Source organism: Bacillus sp. 11B20 (assembly GCF_056098985.1).
The window spans coordinates 885328-900100 of record NZ_JBLZWZ010000007.1 but is presented as its reverse complement, the minus strand read 5'-3'; the positions used below and the strand labels follow the sequence as shown (position 1 = coordinate 900100).

Below are 14773 nucleotides of genomic sequence, written 5' to 3'. Positions count from 1 at the left end.
TCAAAGTGAAAATAGGGGAACTGATTCCACTCAAATATACTCGAAGTTGATGTACGACCTAAACTTAGCAGGAAGAGGGACGCATCAAGCGTTCTCTTCGTTACATTCCAGATAACTGAAAAATCGCTCCACATAATCAGCCCCATGTATTTTCTCCATATGCGCCGTGTTAAAAATATATTGTTCCATATGCTCAAGCTTGCGCATGCTGCGTACTAGTACTTTCCGATCCTCGTCAGAAAGGTGAGGGTCATGATTTATCTTCAGCAATGCCTGTTTGACACGCGCGGAGACCTTTTCAACATATAGATGGTTTTTGGAAGCTGGCGGAATACATTGCGACAGGTCACAGCCTGTAAAGCGAACACCGTCAAGAATGCAGTTTTCAAAGTTGGCGATCAGCTTTTGTTTACCATTTCCCTCAAACGTTATATCCACTAGCTTACCTGTAAAAGTGCAATGAACAATATTCGCTGCTTGTAAAATGCGGTCATTAAACCTACATTGATAAAATGTACAGTTGATAAACACAGCATTCTCCAATGTCATTCCTCCCATATCACAGGAGGAAAATTCGCAATTCGTAAAAACAGCCTCGCCTTTAGCAATCCCAACAGAGCGCAAATCGGAACGAATAAAAGTACAATGCTCAATCGTACTACCTGCAAAAAATCTCGCATTCGTCAGATCACACGTATTAAATACAAGATGACGCAGCTGACAGCTCCAAAATATAGGTGAATGAACATTCGAGTTGCTAATCGTCGATCCGCTTATCGTTTCGTGTTCATACCTGACAATATCAGAAAATATTTCATTGTCTACTGACATACCAGACTCAAGCCTTCTCATTGTGATCACCTATCATTTCTTCAGAATCTTTTACAAGGATGAATACCTTCCAAAAGTTCATTTCTGTTTCACTAAACGGCTGGCATTGACAAGTTATTATATCATAAAGCTCGAAACATAAAGAGAGCGGTCATCATTTTGAGAGCGCTTATCTTGCAATGTGTCTTTCACACTCACTTTAAATCATAAGGGGGACAAAAGAATGAAAAGATATGACGCATTCCCAGAACCAATCGGCGGTTATACTGCCGGACGCACACAGAAAGTCTATCATACGATGGCGTGGACTTAATTAAGAAAACGAGCAGAAAGTGATCTAAAATGAAAAAAGCCTTGAGAATTAGGCTTTTTTTGTTTCTCCATAGTATATATCCGTGACGATTTTTAAAAAAGCCTTCAAAGCACGTGTTTTATATCGACCTTTCTTCACGACAATGCCAATTTTCCAGGGAATATATTGACTACTAATTGGTTTTACACAAATGTCCTCTTTATACATGTCCGTTAAAGGACTTGGAATGATCGCAACTCCTAATTCATCACGAACTAATGTCAAAAGCAAATCCCATTGTGTTGTGCTGTACGCGACATCGGGAACAAAATGTTCCTTACGGCAGCTTTCTAAAATCACTTGACTTAACGCAAATGAAGAATCAAACAATATCCAGTTATCCTCTTTAAGCTGTTCAAGCGAGAGCTGTTGTTCATCTTTTAAAGCGTGATTTTTTGGTAAACAAGCCACAAACGGCGCTTCAAAAATGAGTTGTTCTTCTAATTCATGACTTTGGGCAGGTATGACAATAAAGGCCGCATCTACTTCGCCTTTCTCAACGAGTTTTTCTACATGTAAGCCGCCCTCCTCAATCATTTCGAGCGTCACATCTGGATGCTTTTGAGTAAAAGCTTTTGCCACTTTCGAAAAGAAAAAGGTACCAATTATTTGCGGCAGACCGATCTTTAAATGGCCGCGAATATGCGTGTCGGTATCACCCAGCTCCATTTGCAATTCATTCATTTGCTGCAGTACCGCAATCGCTTTTTCATATACAAGCTGTCCTTCATCCGTTAACTTGAAAATTCGATTTGACCGATCGAAAAGGATGACACCCAGTTTTTTCTCTAATTTTTGAATGGTTTTAGAGAGGGAAGGCTGGGCGATAAAAAGCTTTTCACTTGCTCTTGAAAAACTTCCACAATCCGCAATCGTTTTAAATATTTCAAAGTCCCGTATGTTCATGTTATCCTCCCATTATTCCAAATAGGCATACTTATTATGATCATTATATATTGTACATTATAAATATTTATTTTTACACTTTGATTAAGGAGGGGTTAAGATGTCTACATGTAAAGTTGCTGTTGTTCAAGCTGCTTCTGTCATTATGGATAAAGAAGCAAGTACTGAAAAAGCCATTTCGTTAACACTTGAGGCCGGAGAAAAAGGAGCCAATATTGTTGTGTTTCCTGAAGCTTTTATACCAGCTTATCCAAGAGGACTAGCTTTTGGCGCCACAGTAGGAAGCCGTTCTCCAGAAGGAAGAAAGGACTGGCTTCGTTACTTAGAAAATTCAGTTCCAGTTCCAAGTAGAACGACTGACAGATTAGGAGAAGCAGCCCGCAAAGCTGGTGTCTACCTCGTCATCGGTGTCATTGAAAGAGATGACGAATCAAGTCGCGGGACTTTATATTGTTCCGTATTGTTTTTCGGACCAGATGGAACCTTACTTGGAAAGCACCGTAAACTAAAGCCGACAGGTTCCGAGCGACTCATATGGGGAGAGGGGGATGGCAGCACACTGCCGGTTTTCGATACACCGTACGGTAAAATAGGCGCTTTAATTTGCTGGGAAAACTATATGCCATTAGCTAGAGCAGCGATGTATGCAAAAGGCGTCCAAATCTATATAGCCCCTACGGCAGATTCCAGGGAACTATGGCAATCTACGATTCGCCATATTGCCGCAGAAGGCCGATGCTTCGTTCTATCTTGTAATCAATATGTGAATAAAGAGATGTATCCTAAAGATTTAGCCTGCTATGATGAATTAGCATCTTCTCCTGATGAGATGTGCCGAGGGGGGAGTGCAATAGTCGGTCCTTTAGGCGAATATATAAAAGAACCTGTCTATGGGCAGGAAGAGATACTGCTGGCAGATCTTGATTTGCGTGATATTTCTTCTAGTCAATTCGACTTCGATGTAGTGGGGCATTATTCAAGACCTGATATCTTCCAACTTGTCGTCAATGAAGAGAAAAAAGAAAATGTAAAGTGGATGAATCGATGAAATCACACGAAAAAAAGAGCAGCCATCAGCCGCTCTTTTTTTCGTGTGTCAACCTTGATGAGTTTTTAATGGACCTTTTGTGATATGAGTAAGAGGAGCATTTATGTTAAAGATTTTAGCGTTGATGTCTGTTATTCCAAAGCTAGTGATTCTTTTAGAATGCATCTCAAGATAGTTTTCAGCTGCTTCTTTTGTTTCGAATAAGTAGATTCCGCCAGCCTCATTCTTCTCCGGATTCTCCGTCCATATTTTCCATATGAATCCGTCTTCCTCATTTATACTTTTCGCTAAATCAGCAAACTCTTTTGCCATTTCATCGCCGAAAGGGCCTTTCATCTTAAAATCCACCTGTAATAAATGTGCCATCGTCATTCTCCTTATGTTGAAGTTGTAAAATACAGTTCCCCCAGCACTTCTTTCATTTGATACTGCTGCTGCGGAAGTTCTTTCTTCATAAAAGACCGTACATCTGATTGGTCAACATCGTACATCACTTCAATTTCTTTAGAAAATAGAAGTTTTTCTTTTTCGAGCAGGGTAGAAACAGCTGGGCGTTTTTTCGGTTCAAGTTCTTCAGTGTTTAAAGCTTGCTTTAATCCTTCAACATAGACTTCAAATGAGCGGCCACCCGTGATTTTGACTCCTTTATTTTCTTCGTTGACGAAGATGATCGTTGGGAAACCTCGAGCACCAAGGTCTCGAACTAGAGTAAAATCTTGATTTAATAATTCCTGGCCGCTTGGCAGCTCCGCTTCATGTACAATCACTTCTCCGTTAAGTCCAAGATCGTTGACGATGTCAATTAACACCGTGATATCCGATATATTTTGATTGAATGCAAATAGCGCTTCTCTCGCACGGCGTAAAAAAGTATAGGCTAGTGCATCATCATGATGTTTTTGAATTACTTTGAACACGCGAGAGGGCGGGTAGGAAGATTGAACAGGATTGTCAATCATTAAGGACCCATCAATTGGCATGCGGGAATGTTCACCAACCTCTCTCCAGTGACCAGCCACATCAGCAGGTTTGTAAATTCCGTTTGCAGGATCAATTGGACCGCCATGCCATTTCTCTAACAGTCCACCCAACACAGTCTGGAAATGAAAATAATGTCCATATTGCTCTTTAAATCGACGCAGCACAGGTTCAATTGCCCAGCAATGCGAACAAATCGGATCTGTTACATAATAGAGCGTTATTGTTTTTTTAGGTTGCTGAAAATCAATGACCTGAATATCCTCTTCTTCACCTACACCACATACACCTGTTTCTATATCACAAAACATCTCATTGTTTTTCAATTTCATTTACCTCCTTAAATTTTGTAGGAACGCTATTCCCTATCAGTTTGTTTGAATCAAGCAATGATTTACTTTACAATTAAATCTTAAGACACAATGAGTGAGACCAACACCAATAATTTCTTCAATTTGTTGTTTATCCAACAGATTGATAGATGTGTTGAAAAAGGAGGAGGGATAAGATGCCACAGCCAAAGACAGACCCTCGGGTCCTAAGAACGCGTAAGTTAATCATGGAGTCATTTATTAAACTTTCATCGAAAAAGGAATTTAAGGATATTACGATCAAAGATGTCACGGCAGAAGCCATGATCAACCGCGCGACGTTTTATTATCATTTTGAGGATAAATACGATTTGCTGGATAAAACACTATCAGAAGTATTATCGATTAATTTAGAAAGTATAAATTTCAATCATCGTAAACTAGATGAAGATACGATTATCAATATTTTTAAAGCACTAACGAATTTCCAACAATCTCTGCATAACCGCTGCCAAGTAGAATATGAAACTGAACTTGCTCCTATTGTGAGGGAGCAGCTTGAAATTATTTTTTATCAATTGTTAATCAATCAATATACAAATGTCGAAAAGCAAATTCTGAAGGTCACAGCTGTTTTTTTAAGTTGGGGAATTCACGGAGCTTCTGTTGAGTGGAGAAAAAATAGTTCGCACTTATCCTCAGAGGAGTTTATCAAATCAGCAGTGCCATATATCTTGTCAGGGATTGATTTTAAGCAAGCAGATGGATGATTTGACAATTTTCAAATGCTCCACTAATATAAATGCTATAGCATATAAATTTCATAGAGGGTGTTTATATGGATTTACAAGATTTAATAGGTTATCTCGTTCATCGTACCGATCTCAAAATGACAAATTATTTTACGAACAGGTTAAAGCCTTATGGCGTCACGCCTGAACAATGGAGTATTATTAGCATCCTGAGTAGTGAAAAGGGGACAACTCAAAAAGAATTGGCAGAAGGAATTGATAAAAATCAAACCACTGTCGTCAGAATGATCCAGTCTATGGAACGAAAAGGGCTTGTCAAAAAGATCTATAATGAACAAGACAGGCGCTCACATCACCTGCTTTTAACGGAAAAAGGGGACGAGGTCAAAAAGGCCATTCTTCCTGTCGTCATGGATGCACATCAAACGGTGACAAAGCAATTAAACGATGAAGAGATTCAACAATTAAAATTACTTCTAAACAAATTATTTCATTCACACTATGAATCTTGAAATGTCTAATCTGTAACGAACTGTTTATGTCCGATATATGCTATGACATATAAATTGTATCAGCTGAAATTTTGTCCATTTGGACTTGAGTGTTTCAGTCAAATAACTTAGAAAGATGTGATCACGATTTTCATACTTATTCTGCAAATGATATTGGCTGCTTTCTTTTTTGTAACAGGATCGAAAATTATATCAGGGAAAATGGCAGAAGAGTTCAAACGATTTGGTTTACCTGCTTTTTTTAATGTTTTAACCGGAGCCTTTGAGCTCATAGGCGCAGCTGGAATGCTAATTGGCATATGGATGCCAACAATCGCAATATTATCAGGCTTATTGTTAGGAGGCACGATGCTGGCAGCTGCACTTACTCTGATCGTATTGGCCAAAGATCCCTTTAAAAAAGCAATCCCGGCACTTGTGTTATTCGCTCTCAGTATTGGGATCAGCTTGTACCACATTCTTTAAGTTCATATCAAGGTAAGTCACAAAACCTAAACAAATCTCCACTATTCTAATGGTGGATGATGTTTAGGTTTTTTAGCGATTGAATTGTTTTCGAAGAACTAAGCATGAGACAGCAAATACTGCAAAAGCGCCCGCTGATCCAGCAGCAAACACGAGCTCAGCTTGTTCTAGTTTGGACTTGAATAACAAAGGGACAGAAAGAATGAGAGCGGCACCACTAAAGCTCAATCCTAATATCAACATTGCTAGTAATTTATTCATCGAAACACCTCTTACACTCATAATGAAAACAATCGAAAAGAATCATATTTGGAGTGTATCATATAGTGACGGGCGAGTGCTTTCTTTTCATTAAAGCACTCGTAAAATAAACTTTTTTAAACGAACACTGTTCTTAACGAACGGTGTTCGTTATAATATAAATGAGATGTGACTTTAAACGATTTTCATAAAGAAGAGGAGATGCATACGATGACGGCATTATCTAAGGATCAAAAGCAAATCGCTATCATTGGAGGAGGACCTGGGGGGTTAACGCTCGCCTTAATACTGCAAAATTACGGTATACAAACAACCATCTATGAACGAGAGGTGCATGACAAGAGTCTTGAAAGAGGGGGCTCACTGGATATTCACGAAGAAACAGGCCAAAAAGCTTTAAAAGAAGCGGGAATTTATGAGGAATTTCAAAGGAACGCCCGCTATGAAGGAGAAGATTTCCGATTACTTGATAAGTCAGGAAAAATTTATTTAGATGAAGAAACGGAACCAGATCAAAAAGGCACCCGCCCAGAAATTGACCGTGGTGTTTTGTGCGAACTGCTGTTAGATCAAATTGATGCTGAGAACATCAAATATGGTTATAAACTAGAAAGTTGCGTTTCACTAGAAAACGGCATGACGGAGCTTCATTTTGAAAACGGAGTTGTCGAGACAGTTGATCTTTTAATTGGAGCAGATGGTGCTTTTTCTCGTGTGCGTCCTCTGTTAACAGATATTGATATTGAATACGCCGGACTCACGATGCTGGAACTGAATATCCTCAACGTAGAGGTGAATCACCCTGATTTAGCTGCATTTAATAAACGCGGGAAGATGTTTGCTTTAGCAGACCATAAAGGACTGATTGGTCAGTTAAACGGGGATGGACGAATAAAAGTGTATGCAAGCCTTATGGTAGAACGTAACTGGATTGAGGCTTGTGGTATTCCTTTTCATCAAGCGAAAGAAGCAAAAGAACAATTATTAGAGTTATTTAGTGATTGGGACGATCAGCTGAAAAATTATATTCGTTATGCAGAAGATGCCATCATTCCAAGACGGATTTATACGCTTCCTGTCGGTTTTAAATGGAACCGCCATAAAGGAGTAACGCTTATCGGTGATGCAGCTCATGTCATGTCACCATTCGCAGGGGAGGGCGTAAACATGGCGATGTTTGATGCAATGGAACTCGCACTTGCGATTGTCCGAAATCCTCATCATATCGAAAAGGCTATAGAAGAATACGAAGACATGATGTACGAATATTCATCGGAGAAAGCTCATGAATCAGAAAAAAGTTTAAAACTGTGTTTTTCAAAAAATGCTGCGGTCAAGCTTGCAGATATGATGAATTCTTTTCAAGAAAACGGAGATTGATGCTCAATTTACTATTTGACTTTGACATGTTATAAAGAGAGTATGAACAATTCAAATCGTCGTATTATCAGTCGTCGGTCTCAGCCGGCTAAAGAGCCTTTAAGCCGTGAACTCATTGTGAAAACTGCCTTTGACCTTCTTAAGGAGCAAGGGTTAGAGGGCATGAGTATGCGTAAGGTGGCTAAAGCATTAGATACAGGACCTGCATCCTTGTATGTCTACGTGAACAATTTTCAAGAACTAAGTGCTTACGTATTAGATTATGGTCTCGGCCAAATGGTTTATCCAAATTCAGCGGGTGGCACATGGAAAGAACAGTTATTTGACATATTGCATACTTATTTCCTGCTGCTATACGAAAAGCCAGGTCTTGCTGAAATTTCTCTTTCCACCATCCCGCAAGGAACGAACTTTTTACAGTTGACCGAACATCTTCTCGCTGCACTGCATGAAGGCGGAATCAAATCTACATCCGCTGCATGGGGAGTAGACCTGTTACTGTTATACGTATCTTCCGTAGCATACGAAAAGGTCTCTTGGAAGAAACAAGGCTCTTCGCAAATTTCAGATACAAAAAAAACATTTCATGATGCAGACAAAACGCGGTTTCCTTTTATCCATAGCCTGAAAAAAGAAATGTTTGCAGGTGATACCGTATCACTGGAACGGTTCAGGTGGGGAATTGACGTCATTTTGTCAGGGATCCAGCAAAAAATCAATTAGAAAGGAGCAAAAAAAGCAGTCAAAGGCTGCTTTTTTATATTTTCTCCACTTTTTCAAAACGTATAAAAAAATCTATATATTGTTTTTGCATATAAAAAATTATATAATCTAGTGGAATAAACAAATGAGGTGCTTAGGCATGGAACATATAAAGAATTTATTACAGAGCTATATTCCTTTAGCAAAATCTACTGCAAAAATGTTTGGACCAAATTGTGAAGTCGTGATTCATGATTTAACGAACCCTCAAGCATCTGTCATGTTTACAGTCAATCATCATGTGACGGGAAGAAAAATTGGTCAATCATTTGATCATTTGGTAAAGACTGTTTTACAATCAGAAGATTTTAAAGAAGATTATCTCGCTGGGTATACATTTAAAACCGAAGACAACCGTACCATTCGTTCTTCGACTTCATTAATTCGTGATTCCGAGCAAAAGGTGATTGGTGCATTCTGTATCAATTTTGATGTTGAAGCATTGAATCAAATGCAGCAATTTATGGATACTTTTCTTTCTACAAAAGTTGAAGTTCAAGAGAATGAAACAACAACAACAAATGATGATCTTGAAAATGTGGAAGAAATCGTAGATCAATTGATTCAACAGATCATTCAAAATAGTGTTCACCCAGTCATGAAACGCCATGAAAAAATTGAATTAATAAGGTTCATGGATGAAAAGGGTATTTTTTTAATGAAAGGATCTGTTGAGAAGGTCGCATCTATGTTAGGTATTTCTAAAGTCACCGTCTATAGCTATTTGGATGAGATCAAACATAAAGCGAATGAAGGAGAAAAGAAATGAAAAGCATCCTTGAGGTAGGGAATCTAAAAGCCAACGGACACTATGCATTCGCAACCATTCATCAAAACACGGTCTATGTTTCAGGACAATTTGCCATCAATCCTGAAACGAGAGAAAAAGAATTCGGCCCCATTGAAGAAGAGACATTACAAGCGCTTAAAAATGTCGAGATGATTGTAGAAGCGGCTGGAAGTAAAAAAGAAAAAATTTTGCGTATGACATTATACATTTCTGATATTGAACTATGGGACAAGGTAGATGCGGTTTACACTGAATTTTTCGGTGAACACCAACCAGCACGTACTGTTGTACCAACGAATGAATTACATTTCGGTTTCAAAATTGAAATTGATGCTATTTCTTATATTTAGAATATTTTTTTGCTTATGATATATAAAAAAGTATAATTCGTATAAAAAATTATTCTTATTCGAAGGGGATGATGATCGATGAATCAATTGATTTGTAACGATTGCGGGAAAAAGTATGAGATGACACCAACTCTATGGAAATGTGATTGTAACGGAGTATTAAACCTGGTGAAAGATACCCCTAAAATAGATATAGCGGCTTGGGATCACTATCCAAACTCATTATGGCGTTATGTAGAAACCATGCCATTTTCAAAGGGTTCTAAGACTTGGGAATCTGTGACAATGGGTGAAGGTCAAACTCCGTTAATCCTTTTAGATCCGAATGAGCCAAATACTTATGTAAAAGTTGACTATATGATGCCTACACTCTCCTTTAAAGATCGAGGAGCTGCCGTTTTAATGACAAAGGCAAAGGAATTAGGGGTATCAAAAGTCATTGCGGATAGCAGCGGGAATGCAGGAACAGCGATTGCCGCTTATGCAGCTCGTTGCGAGATTGCATGTGACATCTATTTAAGCGATGAAACTTCACCTAAAAAGGTCGCTCAAATAAAAGCCCATGGAGCAACGATTAAAGAAATTCGTGGTACACGCGAGGACATTGCCGCTGCAGCCCAAAAAGCAGTAGACGACGAAAACGTTTTTTATGCAAGCCATGTGTATCATCCTTATTTTTTTGAGGGAACAAAAACATACGCATATGAAATCTATGAACAAATAAAAGGAGCACCAGATGCTGTAATCATTCCGGTTGGAAACGGCACTCTCCTTCTAGGAGCATATTATGGCTTTAAAGAGTTATTTGAAAATGGTTTGATTCATAAAACACCGAAAATCATTGCCATACAAGCGAAAAACTGTGCACCTCTTGTGAAAGCTTATCAAAACGGGGAGGAATCAGCATCGCTTGTTACGAATACAGGGACCTTAGCAGAAGGGATAGCCATCGCTGCCCCGGCGCGCTCCAAACAAATTCTAGAAGCTGTACAAGATACCAATGGTACATTTATAGATATTGAAGAAAATGAAATATTGAATGCACGCTCTAAACTAAGTGAAAAAGGATTTTATGTGGAAGTGACATCTGCAGTCAATTTTGCCGGCTACTTGAAATATAAAAAGGAATCAAAAGAAACCATCGTCATACCTCTTTGCGGGGCAGGGATTAAGTCAAAATAACCCGTAGAATACAACTTGAAAGATGACATCATCCCATTGCTGGAACAATCCGATTCTGATAGTTACTTATCACCAGAGGTTTGTCAGACCGTTGCTGCGAGATTGCGTCAACTGATCCGCCATTGGCTAGTAGATGATGACATAGATAAAATGAACGCTCTCTATCTAGCAGAAGGTATGGAACTAGCGCATGAACAAAATGAGGTATTGGGATTTATATAGGAAGAGGTCGAAAAATAGTTGTTTCATTATCATTCTAAGAGTATCTCAAGAGAGATGCTCTTTTTCTTGCCTGAATGCACAATCTCTTTTGCCCAAAAGTACAATTTCACTCAACTTCTAACTATTTTTTCATTTGTTCTTCTCCCCAATAACAAATTGCATCTAATACAGGTATCAATGATAATCCCTTTTCCGATAAACTATATTCTACTTTTGGAGGCACTTGAGGATATTCTTTACGATTAATTAATTGATCCGCTTCAAGTTCTTTTAGTGTATTGGTTAATGTTTTAAAAGAGATAGTCCCGAGCATTCGTTTTAACTGATTATAGCGAATAGGACCATTGTTTGCATATAAAGCATACAGTACCGTCATCTTATATTTCCCACCAATTAAAGATAAAGTGTACCCAAATCCAGTTTCTTTTAGGTCAACATTAGCTGGAAAGGATTCTTTCGTCATTTCACACTCTCCTTTAGGTTAGTATCGCACTTTAATTACCGTACTTGTAGTACGTTATAGCATACAATAAAATGAATGTACATCAAAATATGATGAAAATAACAAAAAAGGGTGAATGAATAATGAAAACGATTGTCTATGCACATCCTTGGGACGGAAGCTATAATCATGCCATTTTAACCTCCATTACAGAAAATCTAGAAACAAAGAGAGAACCATTTCAAGTGATCGATTTATATAAAGATGGGTTTAATCCCGTTTTTTCAGCTGAAGAATTGAAGTATTTTATTAAAGGCGAAACACCTTATCAATTAGTTAAGGATTATCAAAAGAAATTAAGTCAGGCAACTGAATTAATATTTATATTTCCTGTCTGGTGGTGGGATTTACCTGCAATTTTAAAAGGATTTATTGATAAAGTCATGTTAAGAGGTTTCGCATTCTTAGAAGATAAAAACACTGGGGCTTTAAAAGGTTTATTGACAAATATTAAAAAAACAACTGTGATCTCAACATCTACAACAGATAAGGATTATATAGAATCTGAAGGCGGGAATGCAATTCAAGGCGTTTTTATTAACAGAACTCTTGCTGACTTGGGACTTAAAAATGAAGACACCCAATGGATTCATTTTTCGAGAGTTAACTTAACAACAGATGAAAAGAGGAAAGTATTTTTAAACGAAATAGCCCAAAGTATTTAATTAACTGTTGCAGCCAATAAGGAAAGGCACAACCTTTACGACCAATCTAATTTATTGAAAAGGTGGTAGAGGTTGTGAAATTAAATATCGATCGATGTATTCTCATTTATTAGTTTACATAATATATATTCTAGGAAGTTAAACAACAAACGAATTTCCTTTGTCTCAAAACTAAGTATACTTATCTTATTGAGACAAAAAAGAAAAAATCAATTTTAAATTGATTCATCTAAATGCTTTGATGATATTCTGACGATTTCATGGCCATAAACATTTCGCTGCAACGTTTTTGTCACAACAACGCCAGATGCTATGAGCTTTGTATCAAGCGTTCATTATAGCTCCAGTTGATGTTCGATTGTGTGTTTACCAAATCAATGCTTTTTTCGTTCTAATATGTCAAAACATCTAGTCCAACATTACACTTGAAACATGCTCATTAATCATTGTGTATCCATCAATTTCACCTCTCACCAATAGAAATTTCTTTTGACTAACATTTTTTCATTACGTTCCTCCCTCCTGTTATTTACGAATCAGCAAGTCTCATTTATAATCGAGTAGATTTGTTCAATAACATATATATCTTTAAATGTGAGGGATTAGATGGAATTAAAGTGGTATAAAGCAATTATTGTGATCTTTACGATGTCTGGAATCTCCATTTCTACATGGTTTTCGCGGACACCGGAAGTTAGAGATTTATTACAAGCAAACACAGGAACAATGGGACTTATTTTACTCGGTTTATCTGTTGGCTCAATTGTTGGGCTTGTTCTTTCAAATGTATTCGTCCGCAAAAAAGGCGGCCGATTGGCGATTGTGATCAGTGCTTTTTTGATGTTCCTTGGATTCACTACTCTTGCCATTGGTTCCACGCTCTCTTCTATCTTTGTCGTCACTTCTGGTCTTTTTCTTTTTGGAGCAGGCTCTGGCATGTGTAATGTAGCGATGAACTTAGAAGGAACAGAGATTGAGTACAGCATCAAGAAAACCATTCTGCCTATATTGCACGCTTCCTTTAGCATTGGGACGTTAATTGGAGCAGGTGCTGGTATTCTTTTTATCCATCTAGGGGTTTCTGTATTGATACACCTTCTCGTTATTGCCCTTCTATTCTTCCTCAGCATATTGATTTGTACACGGTTTATCCCGCATGGGACAGGAAAAGATCAGCATGAGAAGCAGTCAGATACAGTTGAGCCTGCTCAAACAGCATGGCTGAACAAACGTACGATATCTCTTGCGATGATTGCCTTATGTCTTGCGTTTGTCGAAGGCTCGGCCAATGATTGGATTCCACTTGCAATGGTGGATGGCTATCAAGTTTCACATTCCATGAGTACGGTCATCTATGCTTTGTTTTTGTGCGGCATGATTAGCGGCAGACTGATCAGCGGACGATTGATTGATCGCTTTGGCAGAGTGTTATTGCTAAGAGTGGCCATTTTATCAGCAGCTGCCGGACTATTCTTAGTCATTTTAAAGATTTCACTTGTTGTATGTATGATATCGATCTTTTTATGGGGACTTGGCGCATCTTTAGGCTTTCCGCTGACCATTTCTGCAGCTGGCGATGATAGCCGGTACGCTGTCAAACGCGTCAGTATTGTGACCTTATCTGGTTACACAGCCTCCCTTTCCGGCCCTCCTATTTTAGGGCTGCTTGCTAATCAAGTTGGACTGCTTCATGCCTTTATCTTTGTTCTATTTGCCATATGTATTGCAGGAATCTTTACTAAAGCTGTAGCAAAACCACATTCATTACAAGCTCACTAAACGTGTCTGATCCTTGATCATGGCACTTTTTTTAAATTTAAAAAATAAAATTGAAACCTTTCATGAAGTGAAACAGTCCTATAGATGTCCTGATGTTTATCGTTTTTTTAAAGAGGGAAAGTAAAAAAATAAGACTTTTCAAATAACTGAAAACGTGGTAAGATCATGAAAATAACCAGGAAGGGGTGAGAAAAATGAAAAAAAATATGCTATTAAAATTAGGTGTTTTATGTATAGCACTTGCAAGTTTTCATTTGTTCTCAATGCCTCATTCCGTTCAGGTATACCATCATGCGAAGGTGGTTGCCGATCAAGAATCACATGAAATGAAAATCGTCCAGACAATGGGCGATGAAAAGAAACAAAAACATGTGAGCGCAGTATTTGCCGCATTTACAGCACTGCTGATTATTGGCAGTATGACAGCTGGATTTGCGCGCATCACTCATACTGATCGATTTGACCGGAAAAAGAAGCATTTACTTGCAGTGTTCTATCAATCTTCTTATTTCCGACAAGCTCGTGTTTAACCCAACCATCTAAATCAAAACAAAAATTGGGAGGTTTTACACGATGTTATTTTTCTTAAGAATTTTCATTCTAGGTCTATTCTCTGTCACTTCACTTTCTCTTTTCGTTTACCAAGGAATTGAAGTAGTGCACGCCATTACAAGCATGTTTGGCAACCACGAGAGCTAATTGACCTGTATATAAAAAGAACCCCC

19 protein-coding genes are annotated in these 14773 nt (G+C 38.2%); 13 read left to right on the top strand and 6 right to left on the bottom strand.

Annotated features, from left to right (window positions below; translation table 11 throughout):
* Window positions 1-84: 84 nt before the first annotated feature.
* Window positions 85-852, bottom strand: a complete 768-nt coding sequence (locus ACN6NB_RS08830) for a pentapeptide repeat-containing protein (RefSeq protein ID WP_144491267.1) — start codon at window positions 850-852, stop codon at window positions 85-87.
* Window positions 853-1192: 340 nt separating this feature from the next.
* A complete protein-coding gene (locus ACN6NB_RS08825) occupies window positions 1193-2089 on the bottom strand; it encodes a LysR family transcriptional regulator (protein ID WP_474253312.1) in 897 nt (298 codons plus the stop codon).
* A gap of 100 nt (window positions 2090-2189) precedes the next feature.
* Here ACN6NB_RS08825 and ACN6NB_RS08820 point away from each other — a divergent pair, with 100 nt between their 5' ends.
* Window positions 2190-3137, top strand: coding sequence for a carbon-nitrogen hydrolase family protein (locus ACN6NB_RS08820; protein WP_058838656.1), 948 nt, complete (start codon window positions 2190-2192; stop codon window positions 3135-3137).
* Between the two features lie 48 nt (window positions 3138-3185).
* Here ACN6NB_RS08820 and ACN6NB_RS08815 read toward each other — a convergent pair whose 3' ends face one another.
* Together ACN6NB_RS08815 and ACN6NB_RS08810 are read right to left on the bottom strand one after the other, a co-directional pair.
* Window positions 3186-3503: a monooxygenase gene (locus tag ACN6NB_RS08815; protein WP_099663307.1), complete on the bottom strand. Its 318-nt coding sequence runs from the start codon at window positions 3501-3503 to the stop codon at window positions 3186-3188.
* An 11-nt stretch (window positions 3504-3514) separates the two neighbouring features.
* On the bottom strand, window positions 3515-4441 hold the full coding sequence (locus tag ACN6NB_RS08810) for a DsbA family protein (RefSeq protein WP_058838658.1): 927 nt from the start codon (window positions 4439-4441) through the stop codon (window positions 3515-3517).
* A 182-nt stretch (window positions 4442-4623) separates the two neighbouring features.
* Between ACN6NB_RS08810 and ACN6NB_RS08805 the strand changes: the two genes are divergently transcribed.
* The 3 genes from ACN6NB_RS08805 to ACN6NB_RS08795 all read left to right on the top strand — a co-directional run bounded on the left by ACN6NB_RS08805 (window position 4624) and on the right by ACN6NB_RS08795 (window position 6155).
* On the top strand, window positions 4624-5196 hold the full coding sequence (locus ACN6NB_RS08805) for a TetR/AcrR family transcriptional regulator (protein WP_058838659.1): 573 nt from the start codon (window positions 4624-4626) through the stop codon (window positions 5194-5196).
* Between the two features lie 68 nt (window positions 5197-5264).
* Window positions 5265-5690, top strand: coding sequence for a MarR family winged helix-turn-helix transcriptional regulator (locus ACN6NB_RS08800; RefSeq protein ID WP_041085171.1), 426 nt, complete (start codon window positions 5265-5267; stop codon window positions 5688-5690).
* Between the two features lie 117 nt (window positions 5691-5807).
* The gene (locus tag ACN6NB_RS08795; RefSeq protein ID WP_039178975.1) at window positions 5808-6155 is read left to right on the top strand and encodes a DoxX family protein; all 348 of its coding nucleotides are present in this window, start codon (window positions 5808-5810) and stop codon (window positions 6153-6155) included.
* A 72-nt stretch (window positions 6156-6227) separates the two neighbouring features.
* On the opposite strand, the gene ACN6NB_RS08790 is transcribed toward ACN6NB_RS08795, so the two are convergent.
* Window positions 6228-6416, bottom strand: coding sequence for a hypothetical protein (locus tag ACN6NB_RS08790; protein WP_058838661.1), 189 nt, complete (start codon window positions 6414-6416; stop codon window positions 6228-6230).
* 210 nt (window positions 6417-6626) lie between these two features.
* Between ACN6NB_RS08790 and ACN6NB_RS08785 the strand changes: the two genes are divergently transcribed.
* From ACN6NB_RS08785 to ACN6NB_RS08765, 5 genes are all read left to right on the top strand, one after another.
* Window positions 6627-7796: an FAD-dependent oxidoreductase gene (locus ACN6NB_RS08785; protein WP_039178969.1), complete on the top strand. Its 1170-nt coding sequence runs from the start codon at window positions 6627-6629 to the stop codon at window positions 7794-7796.
* Between the two features lie 42 nt (window positions 7797-7838).
* Window positions 7839-8519, top strand: a complete 681-nt coding sequence (locus ACN6NB_RS08780; protein WP_039178966.1) for a TetR/AcrR family transcriptional regulator — start codon at window positions 7839-7841, stop codon at window positions 8517-8519.
* A 139-nt stretch (window positions 8520-8658) separates the two neighbouring features.
* Window positions 8659-9327, top strand: a complete 669-nt coding sequence (locus tag ACN6NB_RS08775) for a helix-turn-helix transcriptional regulator (RefSeq protein WP_058838663.1) — start codon at window positions 8659-8661, stop codon at window positions 9325-9327.
* The gene (locus ACN6NB_RS08770; RefSeq protein ID WP_041085166.1) at window positions 9324-9698 is read left to right on the top strand and encodes a RidA family protein; all 375 of its coding nucleotides are present in this window, start codon (window positions 9324-9326) and stop codon (window positions 9696-9698) included. The genes ACN6NB_RS08775 and ACN6NB_RS08770 overlap by 4 nt, the downstream gene beginning before the upstream one ends.
* Before the next feature lie 78 nt (window positions 9699-9776).
* A complete protein-coding gene (locus ACN6NB_RS08765) occupies window positions 9777-10880 on the top strand; it encodes a threonine synthase (protein WP_144491264.1) in 1104 nt (367 codons plus the stop codon).
* 343 nt (window positions 10881-11223) lie between these two features.
* Here ACN6NB_RS08765 and ACN6NB_RS08760 read toward each other — a convergent pair whose 3' ends face one another.
* On the bottom strand, window positions 11224-11565 hold the full coding sequence (locus ACN6NB_RS08760) for a winged helix-turn-helix transcriptional regulator (RefSeq protein ID WP_126681907.1): 342 nt from the start codon (window positions 11563-11565) through the stop codon (window positions 11224-11226).
* Window positions 11566-11687: 122 nt separating this feature from the next.
* On the opposite strand from ACN6NB_RS08760, the gene ACN6NB_RS08755 reads away from it, so the two are divergent.
* From ACN6NB_RS08755 to ACN6NB_RS08740, 4 genes are all read left to right on the top strand, one after another.
* The gene (locus ACN6NB_RS08755; RefSeq protein WP_144494777.1) at window positions 11688-12269 is read left to right on the top strand and encodes an NAD(P)H-dependent oxidoreductase; all 582 of its coding nucleotides are present in this window, start codon (window positions 11688-11690) and stop codon (window positions 12267-12269) included.
* A gap of 606 nt (window positions 12270-12875) precedes the next feature.
* Complete coding sequence (locus ACN6NB_RS08750) at window positions 12876-14048, top strand: MFS transporter (protein WP_059375375.1); 1173 nt, start codon at window positions 12876-12878, stop codon at window positions 14046-14048.
* Between the two features lie 194 nt (window positions 14049-14242).
* Window positions 14243-14578: a hypothetical protein gene (locus ACN6NB_RS08745; protein WP_039178946.1), complete on the top strand. Its 336-nt coding sequence runs from the start codon at window positions 14243-14245 to the stop codon at window positions 14576-14578.
* Between the two features lie 43 nt (window positions 14579-14621).
* Window positions 14622-14747, top strand: coding sequence for a hypothetical protein (locus tag ACN6NB_RS08740; protein ID WP_254966705.1), 126 nt, complete (start codon window positions 14622-14624; stop codon window positions 14745-14747).
* Window positions 14748-14773 lie beyond the last annotated feature (26 nt).